Source organism: Psychromonas sp., from assembly GCF_041586535.1.
GTDB lineage: Bacteria > Pseudomonadota > Gammaproteobacteria > Enterobacterales > Psychromonadaceae > Psychromonas.
In genome coordinates, this window is the sequence record NZ_JBFGZY010000035.1 from 1 (window position 1) to 18,431 (window position 18,431).

Consider the following 18,431-nt stretch of genomic DNA (forward strand, 5'->3'; position numbering starts at 1 on the left):
GCTTAAAAATTCGTGGCGGCAGGTAGTGCCGACACGTTAAACGCTTGTAAGAGGTTTTAGAAGACTAACGCAACTTAATGTTGCAATGCCTAAACCGTTGACGACAAGAATCACCTTGCTTTAGCTGGGTGAGCTTCAATTGACTTATGGGTGCCTTTTTTGTGATTGAGTGATTTGCTTTTAATGTTACTATAGATGTTTTTTATATTCGGCATTCTGCGCTTATGTATAACCAACGTACTTAATGGCGTTGTTTTTCATGCCAACTTGGCTGGAATAAACAACAAAATATTTTATATCATGTTGTTATGAACTTCTGGTGCGGAAGTTGGGTTATATCGTCGCCTATGATTAATCGATAGGTAACAATTATTTAAGGTGTTTATTTACAGTGTTACGAATGACCTCATGGAAAGATGCTCCTCTTTTAATCATTTTGACTTTGATCACAAGCCTGTATAGTTCCGTATTATCGGCTGCTGCCGATGAATATATGCGTATAGACAGCTATCTCAGGCTGCACCCGGAGCAAAGCGCTGTTATGGAAGAGTTTGCTGCGCTTGTCAGTGCAGCTGCCAGGCCGAACCCGGGAACAATCAAGCGACCACTGCGCATCGCCGTTATCTACCCCAGCATACAGGCAACCGATTACTGGCGCAGAAGTTTGCTTTCCTTTGAACAGCGGCTGCAGGATCTTCACATCCCCTATGAGTTAAACTTCTTTGCCTCTCGCCCGGCAGTTGATTCAGCTCTGCAAAGCCGGCAACTTTCCGAAGCCCTGCAGTGGCAGCCTGATTATCTGGTTTTTACCCTCGACATAGCCCCGCATAGCAGAATGATTGAGCGGATGCTGTCTCAAGGAAAGCCGAAAATAATCCTGCAGAATATTACTACGCCATTAAAGCGCTGGCAGACACATCGCCCATTTATGTATATCGGCTTTGATCATGCTCAGGGGACTAAGCAACTGGCCGACTCTATGCTTGCACAAATCAGCTATCAGGGAAAGTATTTGCTGTTGTACCACTCGCAGGGTTACGTGAGCAAGATGCGTGGTGACACCTTTGCCCGTGAAGCGGCTAAATACCCGGGTATCACTCAGATAGGCGCCTATTATACAGACAATAAGAGAGAGAATGCTTATCAGGCGACACTGCAAACTTTACAGAAGCACCCGGATCTGAAAATGATTTTCGCCTGTTCTACAGATATAGCCCTCGGTGCCCTGCAGGCATTACGTGAAAACGACCGCCTGGACATTCTTCTGAACGGTTGGGGAGGCGGAGATGCCGAGTTGCAGGTGCTGCAACAGCAGGGGCTGGATCTCACCGTGATGCGTATCAATGATGACAACGGTATTGCAATGGCAGAAGCAATTAAGCTTGATCAGCAGGATTTGTCGGATCAGGTTCCACATATTTTTCCCGGCGGGATTAAGTTGCTCAATAAAGGAATATCATCTTCCGAAATCAACCGCTTGAAAAAGCATGCCTTCAGGCTAAGCGGCCTGCCAAAAGATATTGATTAAATGAAAAAATTGCGTTTCTCAACGGTAATACTCTCTCTCGTACTCGCGGTGCTGACCGTCATCTCGGTAATATTGATCGAGGTGCTATATTATGGTGCCGACAAAGCGATTCAGCATGATATTCAGCTGACATATGAGCGAGATCAGCACACACTCAACAGTTTGATGACTGTACAGTTCAATAATATTCAGCAGATCAGTCAAGAGCTGAGCAAGGATAATGGACTGCATCAGGGGCTAATTGCGAACGAGCATTCCCATTACGCCCATATTATTGACGGTTTGTTAGCAGATACTACCGGCCACTATATTGACGCCATCGTCGTTGAGAAGAGGGACGGAGCAAGCTTCGTTTTCAGCAATGCCAGTCTGCTTGGCGTGCAACTACCACTAAAACAGATTGTTCAGGAGCACAACCTCTGGGGAGCTTGGACCAGTATACTTACGGAAGTAGAGGGCAAGCACTACAGCTTACTGCACTTGTCTCTGCCGGTAATTGATGAGCAGTTCGGTGAAGTGATCGGCAAAGTACATACTTTTGTGCTGCTGAATGATAATTACTGGATCTCCAATCAGCTGCAGGCGTTGTTCGGTTCTCAGGCTGTTTCTTTTAGTTCCGGTAATATTTTTCTGGATGGTTTGGAAAGTCAACCGGGGCAATTGCAAGTCTTGCGCAATGTAGCGAACAATACTGGGAAAGGAGTCTCCAGTATTGAAAATGGCACTTTAAGGACGCATTACTTACGCATAGGCAACAGTGATAACTATATGGTTCGCTCTCTCCTGTCCAATGGTGCTCACCAGCTTCTTCAGGATTCCTATAGCACATACCTTTTTTACGCTACCACTCTGGTTATTATACTGGGGGCGGCGGTGATGCTGCTGATCCGGCATCTTATCATCAGTGCACTGCATCAGCTCACTCAGTACGCCGAACAGGTTCCCCAAAACGGATCGCCAAGCCCCTTTATGGGAGGGCGCTTCCATGAGTTTATTCGCGTAGGCAAGGCTGTTGAGAAGATGCTGCTGCGCATCCGTGAACGTGACAAACACCTATCCAGTATTATAGATAATTCGCCGGACCTGATTTTTATCAGGGATTTAGAGCATAACTTTCAACTGTTCAATCAGCGCTTCGTCGAGGTGCTGAACATGAAGCAGGAACTGCTGATGGGCAAACAGGCTGAAGAAATTATGACTGGTGACTTGATTGCACAGCTGCGTGAGGCCGATCAGAAAGTGTTGCGCAGTCATCGCCCCGTTCAATACCAGATGGAAATCGAAACCAATAACGGTTTCAGTACTTTTCTGATGAGTAAATTTCCAATTATTGATGATCAGGGGAAACTCTGTTCGATAGGTGGTATTGCGACTGATATAACCGACATCAAACAGGCCGAGGAACAGTTAAAGCTGGCTCAGCAGGTATTTTCTGAAACAGCTGAAGCGATCATTGTGCTTGATAATGAACAGAACGTACTGTCCTCAAATAAATCTTTTATTGAGATGAGCGGCTTCGATAAACGCGACATCACCACAGCTATCCGCTCCTTCCTGTCGGCTCATCCGGATATTCTGCTGCACCTGCAACATGCTCACCGCTGGCAGGGCGAGGGCTCTCTATTGTGCTTTGATGGCAGCAGCCGACCTGTGCTGGTATCGATGACCCATCTATCCAGCGAGAGTGATGAAAAGCGTTATGTAATCCTTTTCAGCGATATCACTAAACTGAAAATTGCCGAAGAAAGAATAGAAAAAGAGCGGATGATGTTACGCACGACTGCTGATATATCCGCGGACCTTATCAGCTTTAAAGATCTAGAAGGCCGTTATTTAAGCTGTAATAAAGCCTTTGAAAAATTTGTCGGTTATTCGGAGCTGGAGATAGGAGGTAAAACCGATGCTCAGCTTTTTTCTTCAGAGCAGGCTTTAATGTCCCTAACGAGGGGCAGCGAAGTGATAACCAGTAAGAGTATTTATATTGGTGAGGAGCCGCGGACATATCATGATGGCGAAAGTCGTCTGATGGAAATCAAGAAGGTGCCATTACTGAATCACCAAGGGGATGTTCAAGGTTTGATTTCGGTATGGCGGGATATTACCGCGTACCACCGGATGCAGAAACAGCTGAAAATTGCCGATGCGGTATTTGAAAACAGTATAGAGAATCTTGTTGTTACCGATGCAACGGGTACTATTATTGCCGCCAACCCTGCCTGTTGTGCTACATCCGGTTATTCAAAAACTGAATTGTTAGGCTCTCATATCAGGCTCTTTGCATCCAATCAACAAGATAATGTAGAGGCTGCATTATCAGACAAACAGAACTGGCAGGGAGATATTTCTTACCGTCATAAAAGTGGAGTTATCCATTTTGGCTGGTTAGAAGCTTATGTGGTTAAACATTCAGAAGAACTTATTACAGCTTGTATCTATTCCTTTGTCGATTTAAAGCAAAGCAAACATGTTGAACCCAAAATACAGTTTTTATCAAAATATGATCCGCTCACCGGGGTCTTTAACCGTATTGCCCTGTTTAATCGGCTAGAGGGATCAATATCCCGGGCGACTTTTAATCAGTTGACAATGGCTGTGATTCTGGTCGATATTAATGGCTTTAAGGCTGTTAATGAGCAGTATGGGCATAATGCTGGAGATAGGGTTTTACAAGAAATTGCCGGACGTTTTAAGGGCTGTGTTTTTGATAAAGATACGGTTGCCCGTTTCGGTGATGATGAGTTTGTTATTATTATTGATGAATTGGCTCATGAACAGGATGTGGCAATTGTTGTGCAAAAAATTGCCGATCAATTTGAGCACCACTTCGAAATTGCTCATTCCCCAGCACTTCTTTCTGCGACGATCGGTGTTGCTCTTTTCCCTGATGATGGAACCGATGTTGATACTTTATTAAACAACGCGGAAAGTGCGGTGCTGCGTGGAAAATCTTCTTACAACAAAATGCGGGATGACGATGTTATACAAACAATACAAGGTAACACGCAGTCTGCTAACGTTACGGCCTATCATTTTTATACCGGAAGATTAACCCATGATTCACGGCAGCAGGTTAAATTTGAAAATGAGTTAAAACAGGCATTGACGCAGGAGCAGTTTGAGCTCTATTACCAGCCTCAGTACGATCTGTCTAAACGACAGGTAATCGCGGTGGAAGCGGTATTATACTGGAATCATCCGCAGCGTGGCACGCTGCATTCGGACTCCTTCTCAAGCTTGGCTGAGCATAGCGGTTTAGCGTGGCCGATCGCGCTTATGATGATCCGCCAGGCGGCAATACAGGCGGTAACCTGGCAGTGCTCGGCGATTAAGTTCGGGCGTATTACTATTAGTTTAACAGCAGGGCAATTATCACAATTGAGTTTGATTGCGGAACTGCAGACTATTCTGATGGAAACCAAGTGTTCAAGGGAATGGTTGGAATTTCAATTCGACGAAGGGATTATTCAATACGATAACCAGAATGTTTATGAAAATCTGATCAATCTCAGTAAAATGGGAATCGCACTGACCGTAGATAAATTCGGCGAAGATCGCCCGCTGCTAAGCCTGTTTGAACAGTTATCAATAGATAAATTTAAAGTATCACAGCATGTTACCGAGGGAGTATCTGCGGACTTTGTTAGCCAAGCGGTACAGGATGGACTGCTTGTGATGGCTCGCTCATTAGGTATCACGCTCGTTTCTGACTCACTTGGTAATAAAACGGGTGGGGAGCCAGCTCTATCTAATACATTTTCTTGTGTCGGTCAGCAGCTGCGCAGTAAGGCAATGAAAGCCTCCGAAGCCACTTTTTATCTGCGTTGTAATAAACGTAAATAATCCTTATGCCCAAGTGGGTTGGGTATATACCCATGATACTTCAAGATGCAAAGTCAGCAAGGCAAATTGTGCCGAGATGCCAGGCATAAAATTGACGTATAGTTATTCTACATAGATATTTTATAACAAAGCAGATTGGTGCAATTTACCTTGCCCTACTGGGCGCTAGCTCGAAAACCAGTGCTGCGTTGCACCAATCGAAAAGGGAATAACCATTACCTCATGTTGCGTCTTGCTCTGGTCTCCGATCTCGTGCCTGACAAAGCATTTTGCAGTAACATGGGTATAAGCTCTCTTTTTTGTTAAATATCGCGGCTATTGCTCTAAGAGAGCGGAAAAATCGCATGGGAATGGCAATATATTCAGAACAACAAGTTTGATATCACCAAAGGGATCACGCTAACTCTCCTGTTTTTGCATTATAGTTAAGTAATTGCTTTAATTAAGAGATGCATTATTTGCAAAAGCGACATTATTATGAATAAAGGTGTGTTATGTCCGATTCTATCCGTAAGATTCTCTACATGGGGCATAATATCGCGCTAGTTGAGGCGCTTATCTCCCCCCCTGACAAACAAGGTGAACAAGGCGCTGTTACGCATTTACTTAACAGTGAAAAGCTCTATAAGACGTTAGCTGAAAATAACTACAGCCAGTTGATTTCAGAAATACCGCTTAGTCAGTTGTTAACCGATAAAATTGCCCGTGATTTTCCATTATTAAAAACAACTTACCTAAGATCCGCCGATGCGCCCAAAGCAGCTGAATTCTCAGTAGCAATGGAAGGACTGCTCAGTGATGAAATAAAGGAAACCTTAGATTACCTCAGTATCCCGGTCTATTTTAAGGATAAAAGCGGACGATTTTTAGCCTGTAACAGTTATTTTTCACAGCTGTTCGATCTGACACCTGCTCAAGTTGTAGGTAAAACACCCGCGCAGGTTTTACCTGCAGAGGTGCTCGAACAGATAGAAAGGACAGATCAAAAAATATTTGTTGAGCAGCGAGTCTATTTCTATGAATGTAAAGTCTCTGATTTCTCCGGCCGGGAACGTGACCTTGTGTTTCGTAAAGAAAGTGTTGCCGACGGCAAAATGCAAATCGGCATGGTGTTTGATATCACAGAGTTCTTTCAGGCTAGCTCTTTATTGGAAAAAGAGCGGGTTATGTTACGTGCGACAGCTGATATTTCGAAAGATCTTATTTTCTTTAAAGATTTAGAAAGCCGTTTGTTAGGCTGTAATAAGCAATTTGAAAAGTTTGTCGGTTGCGCGGAGAAGGAGATAATTGGGAAAACCGATGATCAGCTTTTTGCACAAAATCAGGCTGTAATATGCCAGGCGCAGGACCGGGAGGTGATGACGAAGAATCAAGTTTATCTTGGAGAGGAGTACCTGACCTATCACAATGGTGAGTCCCATTTTATCGAAATGAAAAAGGTGCCGTTACAGGATAAGCAAGGGAAAGTGCAGGGTTTAATCGGAGTGGGGCGGGATATTACTTCATACCAGCTGATGCAGAAACGCCTGAAAATTGCCGACACGGTATTTGAAAACAGCAAAGAATGCATTCTTGTTACCGATGCAGCAGGCATTATTATTGCGGTTAATAAGGCCTGTTGTGCTGCATGCGGTTATTCAAAAAAGGAGTTATTAGGCTCACACATCACCATATTTGAAGGCAGTCAGCATGAGAATATAGAAGCGGCATTGGCAAAAAATCAAAGTTGGCAGGGAGATATGTCATACCGCGTAAAAAATGGCGAAATTCATTTTGCCTGGTTAGAAATCTATCCTGTTGAACACGCAGAAAAAGGGATTTTCAGCCGTATCTCTACTTTTGTCGATTTAAACCAAAGCAAAAATGCTGAATCTAAAATACAGTTTTTATCAAAATATGATCCGCTGACAGGTGTATTTAATCGTATTGCTCTATTTAATCGCCTGGAAGGAACAATATCCCGGGCAATTTATAATCAGCTGACAATGGCAGTGATTCTGGCAGATATTAATGGCTTCAAGAAGATTAATGAACAGTATGGCCATCATGCCGGAGATGCGGTTTTACAGGAGGTTGCCGGGCGTTTTACAGGCTGTATTGCTGAAAAAGATACGGTGGCGCGTTTTGGTGGTGATCAGTTTGTTATTGTTGTCGATGGACTGGCGAATGAGCAGGATGTGGCTGATGTTGCGAAAAATATTGCTGCGCAGTTTGAGCGCACCTTTACCATTGATGATTTATCTGTGCATCTCTCGGCGACGATCGGCATTGCACTCTGCCCTGACGACGGCAGTGATGTTGATACTTTATTAGGCAATGCGGAAAAAGCGATGCAGCGTGGCAAGTCCTATCATCACAAAATGCAGCGCGGCGAGACTATGACTGCACATCGACAGGCTACAAAAGGCAGCAAGCACTCTGTTGAGCGTACCGCTTACCATTTTTATACCAGAAGATTAACCCAACATTCGCGGCAGCAGGCTAAATTTGAAGAAGAGTTAAAAGAGGCGCTGGTGGAGGAGCAGTTTGAACTGTATTACCAGCCCCAGTACGACCTGACTAAACGCCGAGTTATCGCGGTGGAAGCGGTATTATGCTGGAACCATCCGCAGCGCGGCCCGCTACATTCGGATAACTTTATAAGTTTGGCTGAACATAGGGGGTTATCGGTGCCGATCAGCCTTATGATGATCCGTAAGGCGGCTATGCAGGCGCTGAGCTGGCAGAAGGCGGGAATCAATTTCGGACGAATTGCCATTAGTGTTACGGAAGCGCTGCTATCACAACCCGGTTTATTGGCGGATCTGCAGACTATTCTCCTGGAAACCAAGTGTGCAAAGGAATGGCTGGAATTTGAAGTCGATGAAATAACTTTTAAAAATTACAACCCGCTCGTTTATGAAAATCTGATCAATCTCAGCAAGATGGGAATTGCACTGACCATAGATAAATTTGGCGAAGAGCGTCCACTGTTCAGGCTGTTTGAACAGTTAACAATAGATAAATTTAAATTATCAAAGCATTTTACCGAGGGGGTATATGTGGACTTTGTTAATCGTGCCATACAGGATGGATTATTTGTGATGGCTCGCTCCCTAGGAATGACAGTCGTTTCTGACTCGCTCGTTAATAAAGCGGATGGTGAGTCAGGTGTAGTTAATAGATTTAATTCAACTGGTCAGCGGCTGCAGAGCAAAGCGATGAAGGCCTCTGAAATTACTTTTTATCTACATTGTAATAAACGTAAATAATCCTTATGTTATACAATTAAAGACTAGGGTCTGTTGACCTTTCGAGTACAAATTTTGTTCAATCTAAAAGCGTTCTGAGCAAGGCGCGAGGAGCGAAGCATAGTTATTCTATGTAAACGACGAGCAACGCAGCGCAGGACGCTGTTAGATGAACCCGTAGGGCAGCATTTGTTCGAGCTTTCTACTTCGTTATCGCCAGCTTATGTAGAACAACTACACTACGCAGGCTCTGCCTTGTATAAAACACGAACAAATTGCTGCAAAAATGCACGCGGAAGGTCAACAGACCCTAGAGCGCCATATAGTTTAAAAAAACAGCACCAGCGAGAGTCAAAATGCTCTGCTGTCCGTTTTTAAACTAGATGTCGCTCTGGTTGTTGTTATTTATCATTTTAATCAACGTTATTTTTTAACATAAGAATTTGCCATATGGACACTTCTTTATTTACAACTTCCTGGTCAGATAACTCGATCTATGTTGGCCTGAGTGCTTTTATCTATATCTCACTGGTTGTGATGACCTCTTTAAGTGTGCTGATCAAACGCAAACCCATTGGGGTTTCCCTGGCCTGGCTATTTCTTATTTATGCCCTGCCCATGGCCGGTATGATCGCCTACCTTATTTTTGGAGAGCTTAACCTGGGTAAAAAACGGGAGCAGCGGCGTCACGAAATGTCGGGTTTATTCAGAAAATGGTTAAAGCAGGAAGTGACTGAATATCGTCTGGCAGATAAAGAGACCTCGGCTTCTGTCACCTCCATGAAACGTTTTGTGGAGTTTGACAGCCAGATGCCGATGATGGCCGGCAATAAACTTACCCTGTTATCCTCCACTGACGTTATTTTGACCGAGCTGGCCGAGTGCGTGGAGCAGGCACAGCATAGCTGTTATCTGATGTTTTATATCTGCTCTGAGGGCGGGCTGGCAAATGATGTTCTGGATGCCTTAGTGGGTGCAGCAGGGCGCGGTGTGAGCTGCAAGTTATTATTTGACTCAGTAGGCAGCCATGATTTCTTCAACTCACGGCAGCCTGAGCGGCTTAGAGAGGCAGGCGTTGAGGTCTGTGAAGCATTGCCTGTGGGTACCTTCCGACTGTTTTTTCAGCGTCAGGATTTGCGCCTGCACCGTAAATTGGTCTGTATTGATGACCACGTCGCTTACACTGGCAGTATGAACCTCGTAGATCCCGCTTTTTTCAAAAAAGAAAAAGGTGTAGGTGAATGGGTCGATCTGATGGTGCGCTGCGAAGGTCCTATTGTGCAGCTGATGAAAAGTGTGTTTGTTTGGGACTGGTATTTGGAAACCAGTGTCAAACTGCCCTTTAAAAAGCTTTATGAGGATAGTTTTGCCGTTGCCGGAGAGCAGAGCGTTCAGCTCATCCCCTCCGGGCCTGAGTTCGGGGAAGCGGGTATTTATCAGGTACTATTAATTGCTATTTATGAGGCGAAATACAGCCTGGTACTCACCACGCCTTATTTTATCCCCGATGAAAGTCTGCAGGAAGCTTTAAAGGTGGCGGCACTGCGCGGGGTTGCCGTGAAAGTGATCTTACCCGCTAAAAATGACTCCTTTATGGTGCACCATGCCTCGCGGGCATTTTTTCAGGAGCTGTTAGCTGCAGGGGTTGAAATATACGCATTCCATGGCGGTTTACTACATAGTAAAAGTATCGTGATTGATGAAAAAGTTGCTTTAATAGGCAGCGTCAATCTGGATCGCCGCAGTTTCTGGTTAAACTTTGAGATGACCATGCTGGTTGATAATCACGCTTTTGCCGGTGAATTGTTACAGCTGCAGATGCATTATATCTTGTCTTCTAAGCGTTTAAAGTTAGAAGAGTGGCAAAAGCGCAGTTATCCGGAGCGCCTGTTAGAAAGTGTGATCTATCTGTTCAGCCCGTTGTTGTAGTGGCAGCCTTCAGCTCTTAGCTCTTAGCTCTTAGCTCTTAGCTCTTAGCTCTTAGCTCTTAGCTCTTAGCTCTTAGCTCTTAGCTCTTAGCTCTTAGCTCTTAGCTCTTAGTTCTCTGCCTTCAACTGCTTCGCTACTTGCTATTTGCTACTTGCTACTTGCTACTCGTTACTTGTTATTCATTACTCGCTACTCGCTATTCGCTGCTCGTTCCCGCCACCCATTTTCTAACAGCAAAACATGTTGGTATTACTATTAATCAGGCAAAAAAAAGCCTGCGGTTAAGCAGGCTTTTTTATTATTTATTCACTGAGAATAATTAAGCTTATTCAGCAGCTTCTTCAGCAATTTCTTCTTCTTCTTCAGCTTCTGGCTCGTCAAGTAAATCAACGTAGTCATTACCGTAGTAAGAAGCAATCAGAATTTCTTTCAGCTCAGAGATTAATGGGTAACGTGGGTTTGCACCAGTACATTGGTCATCAAACGCCTGTTCCGCTAAATCGTCCAGAGCTTCCATGAAGTCAGCTTCATTAACACCGGCAGCTTGAATTGAAAGAGGAATGTTTAATTCAACTTTCAGCTCATCTAACCAAGTTAGAAGTGCGTTGATTTTCGCTTCAGTATTACCTTCACGGAAACCTAAGTGCTCAGCAACTTCAGCATAACGAGCACGTGCTTTAGGACGGTCGTATTGTGAGAAAGTACCTTGCTTAGTTGGACGGTTTGTTGCATTGAAACGAATAGTATTCGTTAGTAATAATGCATTTGCTAAACCGTGCGGAATGTGGAATTCATTACCGATTTTGTGCGCCATTGAGTGACATACACCCAGGAATGAGTTCGCAAACGCGATACCAGCGATAGTTGCAGCATTATGTACTTTTTCACGCGCCACAGCATCGTTTTTACCATTTTTGTAAGAGCTTGGTAGGTATTCTTTTAACAGTTTAAGAGCTTGTAGCGCCTGACCGTCAGAGTATTCGTTAGCAAGCATAGAAACGTAAGCTTCCATTGCGTGAGTTACCGCATCGTAACCACCGAATGCACATAGTGATTTAGGCATATCCATTACTAGATTCGCGTCTACAACAGCCATGTTTGGTGTTAGCTCGTAATCTGCAAGTGGGTATTTTTTACCTGTTTTATCATCTGTTACAACAGCGAATGGTGTTACTTCAGAACCTGTACCTGAAGTAGTAGTAATACATACTAATTCAGCTTTAACGCCCATTTTAGGGAATTTGTAGATACGTTTACGGATATCCATAAAGCGCATTGCCAAGTCTTCGAAATCAGTTGCCGGGTGCTCGTATAGAACCCACATGATTTTCGCTGCGTCCATTGGTGAACCACCACCAACAGCTAGAATAACGTCAGGATTGAATGCGTTACACGCTGCTGCACCTTTCTGGATGATAGAAAGTGTAGGGTCCGCTTCAACTTCGTGGAATACTTGAACCGTCATGCCTTGGCTTTCAAGGATATCTTGTAGTTCATCGATGTAACCGTTAGCGAATAGGAAGCCGTCAGTTACGATCATTGCACGTTTTTTGCCTTCCAAATCAGTCATAGCGATTGGTAGTGAACCACGACGGAAGTAGATAGATTTTGGTAGTTTATGCCATAACATATTTTCAGCTCGCTTCGCAATTGTTTTAGTGTTGATTAGGTGTTGTGGACCTACGTTTTCAGAAACAGCGTTACCACTGTGAGTACCACAGCCTAGCGTTAATGAAGGAGCGAAACCAAAGTTATAGATATCACCGATACCACCGTGAGATGTTGGTGAGTTGATTACTACACGACACGCTTTCATTCTAAGACCAAACTCATCAACACGCGCAGAGTTAGCATCCTGGTCTGTGTATAGTGCTGCTGTGTGACCAACACCACCAATATCAAGCATGATTTCAGCTTGACGACATGCATCTTCGTAGTCTGTAGCTTTAAACAGACCTAGTGTTGGAGATAGTTTTTCATGTGCGAAGTTGTTTTCGTAACATGCTTGACCTTCTGCAACTAGAACCTTAGTTGAAGTAGGCACTTTAACACCTGCAAGTTTAGCAATATTATATGCAGATTGACCTACGATTTTCGCATTTAATGCACCATCGATAAGCAGAACGTCTGCAACTTTTTTAGCATCAGCTTCATTTAGAACATAACCACCGTATGTTGCAATACGATCTTTGAATTCGTCATATTTAGATTCAACAACGATTGCTGCCTGCTCAGAAGCACAGATCATACCGTTATCGAATGTTTTAGACATTAGGATTGAAGATACAGCACGTTTGATATCTGCAGATTCATCAATAACAACAGGCGTGTTACCCGCGCCAACACCGATTGCAGGGTTACCTGAAGAGTATGCTGCTTTAACCATGCCTGGACCACCAGTTGCAAGGATGATAGCTGTATCATCATGCTTCATGATAGTGTTAGTTAGTTCAAGAGATGGGATGTCGATCCAACCGATAATATCTTTTGGAGCACCTGCTTCGATAGCAGCTTCTAGAACTATTTGTGCAGCGTAGTTAGTACATTTTTTAGCTCGTGGATGCGGTGCAACAATACAACCGTTACCCGTTTTAAGCGCCATTAACGTCTTGAAGATAGCCGTTGATGTAGGGTTAGTGGTTGGGACGATTGCACAGATGATACCCATAGGCTCGGCAAGTGTAACCGTATTTAATGATTCATTGCGTGATAATTCACCAACAGTTTTTGTATCTGCAAAGCTGTTGTAAATGAATTCAGAAGCAAAGTGGTTTTTAATTACTTTATCTTCAACAATACCCATGCCTGTTTCTTCTACAGCCATTTTCGCAAGTTCAATACGGTGAGTAGATACTTTAAGTGCTGCAACTCGGAATATTTCATCAACTTTTTCTTGTGAAAAAGTTGCGTACTCTGCTTGTGCTACTTTAACGCGCGCAATCAGAGCTTCTAAATCAGCAACTGTACTTACTGTCATAATATTCTCCTAAGGATTTATAATAATAAAAGTTTAAAAATGTTTTACTAACACAGTGTTCGCTATCGCCAATACTTTCTTAATAAAAAACTCTTAATAAATATTTGTTGCCTGATTATAGAAACCTACTCATTAAAAGCATTGATCGAGATCACGTAAAAGTGATTTTCGGATGCTTTTTAAAATGTGATCTTGATCTTTTTTTGTTGCTTTTTTCAGCAAAAGTCACTGTTTTATAACGCTAAACGATCATTTTTACAACTGAAGTTGCTCATTTATTGTTTTTTTATTGCGTAATTTAGCAACAATTTTTTCACGTGGACAATTCGTAATGACTCAGCACGATACAGTGATATCGCTCAAAAGAGTGGCGAGTGGCCAAACAATAATAAAGCACAGAGAACAGCGCAAAGGCGGAGAAAAAATTTAAGTGCCTATCTCTTATCTTTCCCCGTGCGCGCACAGCGTCTCTGCAAATGAACTCAAACCAAAGCGCAGCTTTGCTGTTGAATGAAATATGTGAGGTAAATATTGATAATAGTGATCAATAGTGACAAAAATTCTTTGCTTGTCAGATCCAGCGGTAATAAGCTACAGCTTAACTTTAATCAAATAAAGAGATGGTATGTCAAATAGCCCCCCCTTTGTCCGTAGTGCCATATTTTTTTCAGCAATTGTTATCTCGCTTGCGGGTATAAAATTCGCAGCGGCCATTATTGTCCCTTTTTTACTTTCTCTGTTCGTGGCGATTATCTGCAATCCGGGCATTGAGTTTTTAGCGGCACGCAGGATCCCGAGAGGCCTGGCTATTGCGGTGGTTATTACCTTTATTTTTGCCATGTTCATCGGCCTTGGCAGCATCATTGGCGCTGCCATGAATGCTTTCAGAGAGGCAATACCAACTTATGAGGCGCAGTTCGCTGTTGAACTGCAATGGTTAATTGTCAAAATGCGCGAATTTAATATCTCTATTTCTATGGCTGAAGTACGCGAATACTTCGACCCCGCAAAAATAATGACCTTAGTGACCAGTACATTGAGCAGCTTTGGCAGCGTACTGGGAAATGTGTTTCTGCTGTTATTGACCGTGGTGCTGATGCTTTTTGAAGGTCCCGGTTTTGCCAAAAAACTGCATATCGCTTTTGATGATTCAGTGGAAACAGAAAAGCGTTTAGATCATTTTTTAAAGTCGGTGAACAAATATATGGCAATAAAAACTGTCATTAGCTTAGCGACGGGGCTGTTTATCGGTTTTGTTTTATGGCTGATAGGGGTTGATTTTTATGTACTCTGGGCGCTATTGGCTTTTTTATTAAATTATATCCCAAATATAGGCTCCATTATCGCGGCTGTGCCCGCGGTTATTTTAACTTTTTTACAATTGGGTATGGGCTATGCCGCGGTGGTAATCGGTTTATTTGCTGGTGTTAATATGCTGATGGGCAATGTGGTTGAGCCAAAATTTATGGGACGCAGTTTAGGACTGTCTACGCTGGTGGTGTTTTTGTCCTTAATTTTTTGGGGCTGGTTATTGGGTATGGTGGGTATGTTATTATCGGTTCCTCTGACCATGATTTTAAAAATAGCATTAGAAAATAGCGAAGAGGGGCACTGGTTTGCGATTTTATTAAGTTCCGATGAAGAAACAGACCATTTTCATGCAACCCAACAACAAGATAATCAACAATGAATATATTGGAAAATATTAACTGGCAGGATGTTGCCAGCCACCCGGAAAAAGAAATGCAGCGTTTACTGCATGGCCGTGGTTTTCGCTTTGCCGAGTGTAATCACATTAATATCGACTGGTTATCGCCGGTGATATTAATTATTTTATACAAAGAGGTTGCAGAGCAGGATTTACAGCGGTTGAGCGAGCAGTTATTGGACAAGATGACTGAGATTGGTTTTTCGCTTAAGAGTATTCAGGCACAGTTCCGTTGCCGGGATTTCGCGCCCACTGAAATTTTATATGGCGAGCCGATCACTGATCTAATCGCTGTTGAGAACGGTCTTAACTATAAAATTAATTTAGGCAGCAAACAGAATTACGGTATCTTCCTTGATATGAAAAATGGGCGGAAATGGTTACAGTCCAACAGCCGCAATAAATCCGTGTTGAATCTGTTTTCTTATACCTGTGCTTTTTCTAATGCCGCCATCGCAGGTGGTGCAGAATTAGTGATTAACCTGGATATGAGTAAAGCAGCATTGGCGGTAGGGCGTGACAACCACAGGTTAAATGGCCACGACCTCAGTAAAGTGAAATACCTCGCGCATGATCTGTTTAAGTCCTGGGGTAAAGTAAAACGCTTTGGTCCTTATGATATTGTTATTGCCGATCCGCCTTCTCTGCAGAAAGGCAGTGTCAATATTAAACGTGATTATCCTAAAATTATTCGTCGTTTACCGGACTTATTAACCAATAATGGGCAGGCACTATTGTGTTTAAACTCGCCTGATTTAGATTTAACTTTTTTAAAAGAAATTATTGCACAGGAATGCCCGCAGGCGACTATTATTAGGCAAATCGATCCGCCTGAAATGTTTATTAATATTGAACCTGAGCGCGGGTTGAAGTGTTTGTTAGTGCAGTTCACCCGCGCCTGACAAAACCCGGACAGCCAGCATAAAAAAGCCCCGCTTTGTAATAACAAAGCGGGGCTTTTTAATCAGCAATGCAGATTAAACGTTAGCTGCTGCTTTTTCTGCGGCTAATTTATCTTGAGCTTGGGTCGCCTGAATGGCAGTCAATGCGATGGTGTAGACAATATCGTCAACTAATGCGCCACGTGACAGATCGTTTACAGGTTTACGCATCCCCTGCAGCATTGGACCGATACTGATCAGGTCAGCACTACGCTGTACCGCTTTATAAGTGGTATTACCGGTGTTCAAATCAGGGAAGATGAACACTGTAGCCTGACCCGCAACCGGGCTATCAGGTGCTTTACTTTTCGCGACATTTGCCATGACAGCTGCATCATATTGTAGCGGACCATCAATAAGCAGGTCCGGACGACGCTGTTGGGCAATTTTAGTCGCTTCGCGTACTTTATCTACATCACTACCCACACCCGAAGTACCGGTTGAATAGCTGATCATCGCCACTTTAGGATCAATACCGAAGGCAATGGCCGAATCTGCGGACTGAATGGCGATATCTGCCAGTTGCTCGGCTGTTGGATCCGGGTTGATAGCACAGTCACCGTAAACTAATACCTGGTCAGGTAATAACATGAAGAAGATAGAGGAAACTAAACTAGCGCCTGGTGCTGTTTTCACCAGCTGTAGTGCCGGGCGGATGGTATTCGCTGTGGTATGAACTGCGCCGGATACAAGACCCGCCACTTCATTTTCCGCAAGCATCATGGTACCCAACACCACGGTATCCTGTAATTGTTCACGTGCAACAACCTCAGTCAGGCCTTTTGCTTTACGCAGCTCAACCATAGGTGCAACATAGTTTTCAATCACATCATCGGGATTAATAATTTCCACATCATCAGTCAGGACAATACCTTGCTGTGTCGCGATACGGTGAATTTCTTCCGGATTACCCAATAATACCGGTTTTGCAATGCCACGTTGCGCACAGATCAGTGCTGCCTGGATGGTACGCGGCTCATCGCCTTCCGGTAATACAATACGCTGACTGTTTTTACGTGCCAGTTCGGTTAAATGATAACGGAATGCAGGTGGTGATAAGCGGCGTGATAAAGAGGAGTTGCCAGTTAACGTTTTCAACCAGTGTTTATCGATGTGGCCGGCAATATACTCCTGCACTTTTTCAATACGCTCCACGTCATCTACAGGGATTTCCATATTGAAGTTCTGTAAACGCTGAGCAGTTTGCCATGTATTACTTTTGATTAGCAGAATAGGTAAACCTGCTTCCATTGCCCGTGCGCATAATTTCAACACTTCTTCTTCAGGGGAATAATCACCGGTCAGCAATAAGCAGCCGATTTTCATACCATTCATAACTGCAAGACATGCTGCCACGATAACGTCACTGCGGTCACCTGAGGTTACCAGCATTGAGCCTGCCTTAAAATGCTCAACCATGTTTGGAATAGAGCGAGCACAGAAAGTCACACTGTGTAAACGGCGGTTTTCAAGGTCCCCTTTGTTTAAGACTTTTGCATCCAGGTGCTGCGCCAGATCTTTTACGCGGGGGGCAATCAGTTCAGCACTCCAGGGGATACAACCTAAAATGGGCAGAGGACTTTTACTGAACATTTGTAATACTTCAAGGTTACCGCCTACAGTATCATGAGGAATATCAAACATTTCCGTTAAATCTGGGCGTGACTTATCACTCTCATCGATTGGCGCGCCAACTTTATTGATGATACAGCCGGCAATGCTCTCATTGTTTTTGCCACCAAAAGAGGAAACGGCAATTTCCATGCGCTCTTTCAGTTGTTGCGATGAATCATTACTCGGGTGGGTAACAAAAACCATTTCTGCACCCAGTGCTTTGGCGATGCTGTAATTGATATCATTAGCAAACTGGTGCTTATCGGTCGGTACCAGACCTTCCACGATAATAACATCACTTTCTTGAGTATTTTCACGAAAACGCGCAACAATATTTTCCAATAAATCAGATGTAAGACCCGAAGAGATCAGGTTTTCCGCATATTTCATTGAAAAAGGCTCTGGCGGATTGAGTGATGAAGCATGACGTAGGGTTGCCGTAGAGCGCTCCGGACCGGTATCACCAGGGCGCGGTTGAGCAATAGGTTTAAAGAAGTTCACTGCTACACCCTGACGTTCCAGTGCGCGGATCATACCTAGACTGACAGAGGTAACACCAACACCGGAACCGATGGGAATGAGCATAATTGTACGGGGCATGACAATTCCTTTTAATTTAATGTAAGGCAAGTTAAGGGGAATATTCGTCGCAAAGCGCCTTTCT

Annotated in this window: 8 protein-coding genes; 6 read left to right on the forward strand and 2 right to left on the reverse strand. The window is 43.7% G+C overall.

What is annotated here, in order from left to right:
• Positions 1-400 precede the first annotated feature (400 nt).
• The 4 genes from ABZA00_RS05765 to cls all read left to right on the forward strand — a co-directional run bounded on the left by ABZA00_RS05765 (position 401) and on the right by cls (position 10,527).
• The gene (locus tag ABZA00_RS05765; RefSeq protein WP_372881193.1) at positions 401-1,528 is read left to right on the forward strand and encodes a substrate-binding domain-containing protein; all 1,128 of its coding nucleotides are present in this window, start codon (positions 401-403) and stop codon (positions 1,526-1,528) included.
• Positions 1,529-5,368, forward strand: a complete 3,840-nt coding sequence (locus ABZA00_RS05770; protein ID WP_372881194.1) for a PAS domain S-box protein — start codon at positions 1,529-1,531, stop codon at positions 5,366-5,368.
• Between the two features lie 494 nt (positions 5,369-5,862).
• A complete protein-coding gene (locus ABZA00_RS05775; protein ID WP_372881195.1) occupies positions 5,863-8,619 on the forward strand; it encodes a diguanylate cyclase domain-containing protein in 2,757 nt (918 codons plus the stop codon).
• Between the two features lie 429 nt (positions 8,620-9,048).
• Positions 9,049-10,527 carry a cardiolipin synthase gene (cls, locus tag ABZA00_RS05780; RefSeq protein ID WP_372881196.1) on the forward strand — a complete coding sequence of 493 codons (1,479 nt, stop codon included), beginning with the start codon at positions 9,049-9,051 and terminating at the stop codon, positions 10,525-10,527.
• Positions 10,528-10,852: 325 nt separating this feature from the next.
• On the opposite strand, the gene adhE is transcribed toward cls, so the two are convergent.
• The gene (gene adhE, locus ABZA00_RS05785; RefSeq protein ID WP_372881197.1) at positions 10,853-13,504 is read right to left on the reverse strand and encodes a bifunctional acetaldehyde-CoA/alcohol dehydrogenase; all 2,652 of its coding nucleotides are present in this window, start codon (positions 13,502-13,504) and stop codon (positions 10,853-10,855) included.
• A gap of 625 nt (positions 13,505-14,129) precedes the next feature.
• On the opposite strand from adhE, the gene ABZA00_RS05790 reads away from it, so the two are divergent.
• Positions 14,130-15,194 (forward strand): AI-2E family transporter, encoded by a 1,065-nt coding sequence (locus ABZA00_RS05790; protein WP_372881198.1) that lies wholly within the window; start codon positions 14,130-14,132, stop codon positions 15,192-15,194.
• Complete coding sequence (locus tag ABZA00_RS05795) at positions 15,191-16,114, forward strand: class I SAM-dependent methyltransferase (protein ID WP_372881199.1); 924 nt, start codon at positions 15,191-15,193, stop codon at positions 16,112-16,114. The genes ABZA00_RS05790 and ABZA00_RS05795 overlap by 4 nt, the downstream gene beginning before the upstream one ends.
• Positions 16,115-16,189: 75 nt before the next feature.
• Here the strand turns inward: ABZA00_RS05795 and pta are convergent, their stop codons facing one another.
• Positions 16,190-18,367, reverse strand: a complete 2,178-nt coding sequence (gene pta, locus ABZA00_RS05800; protein WP_372881200.1) for a phosphate acetyltransferase — start codon at positions 18,365-18,367, stop codon at positions 16,190-16,192.
• Positions 18,368-18,431: the final 64 nt, after the last annotated feature.

Excerpts from the sequence above, each read along its gene's own strand:
- ABZA00_RS05775 (WP_372881195.1), top strand. The coding sequence starts at position 5,863 with ATGTCCGATTCTATCCGTAAGATTCTCTACATGGGGCATAATATCGCG.
- cls (WP_372881196.1), top strand. The coding sequence starts at position 9,049 with ATGGACACTTCTTTATTTACAACTTCCTGGTCAGATAACTCGATCTAT.
- ABZA00_RS05790 (WP_372881198.1), top strand. The coding sequence starts at position 14,130 with ATGTCAAATAGCCCCCCCTTTGTCCGTAGTGCCATATTTTTTTCAGCA.
- pta (WP_372881200.1), bottom strand. The coding sequence starts at position 18,367 with ATGCCCCGTACAATTATGCTCATTCCCATCGGTTCCGGTGTTGGTGTT.
- ABZA00_RS05795 (WP_372881199.1), top strand. The coding sequence starts at position 15,191 with ATGAATATATTGGAAAATATTAACTGGCAGGATGTTGCCAGCCACCCG.
- adhE (WP_372881197.1), bottom strand. The coding sequence starts at position 13,504 with ATGACAGTAAGTACAGTTGCTGATTTAGAAGCTCTGATTGCGCGCGTT.
- ABZA00_RS05765 (WP_372881193.1), top strand. The coding sequence starts at position 401 with ATGACCTCATGGAAAGATGCTCCTCTTTTAATCATTTTGACTTTGATC.
- ABZA00_RS05770 (WP_372881194.1), top strand. The coding sequence starts at position 1,529 with ATGAAAAAATTGCGTTTCTCAACGGTAATACTCTCTCTCGTACTCGCG.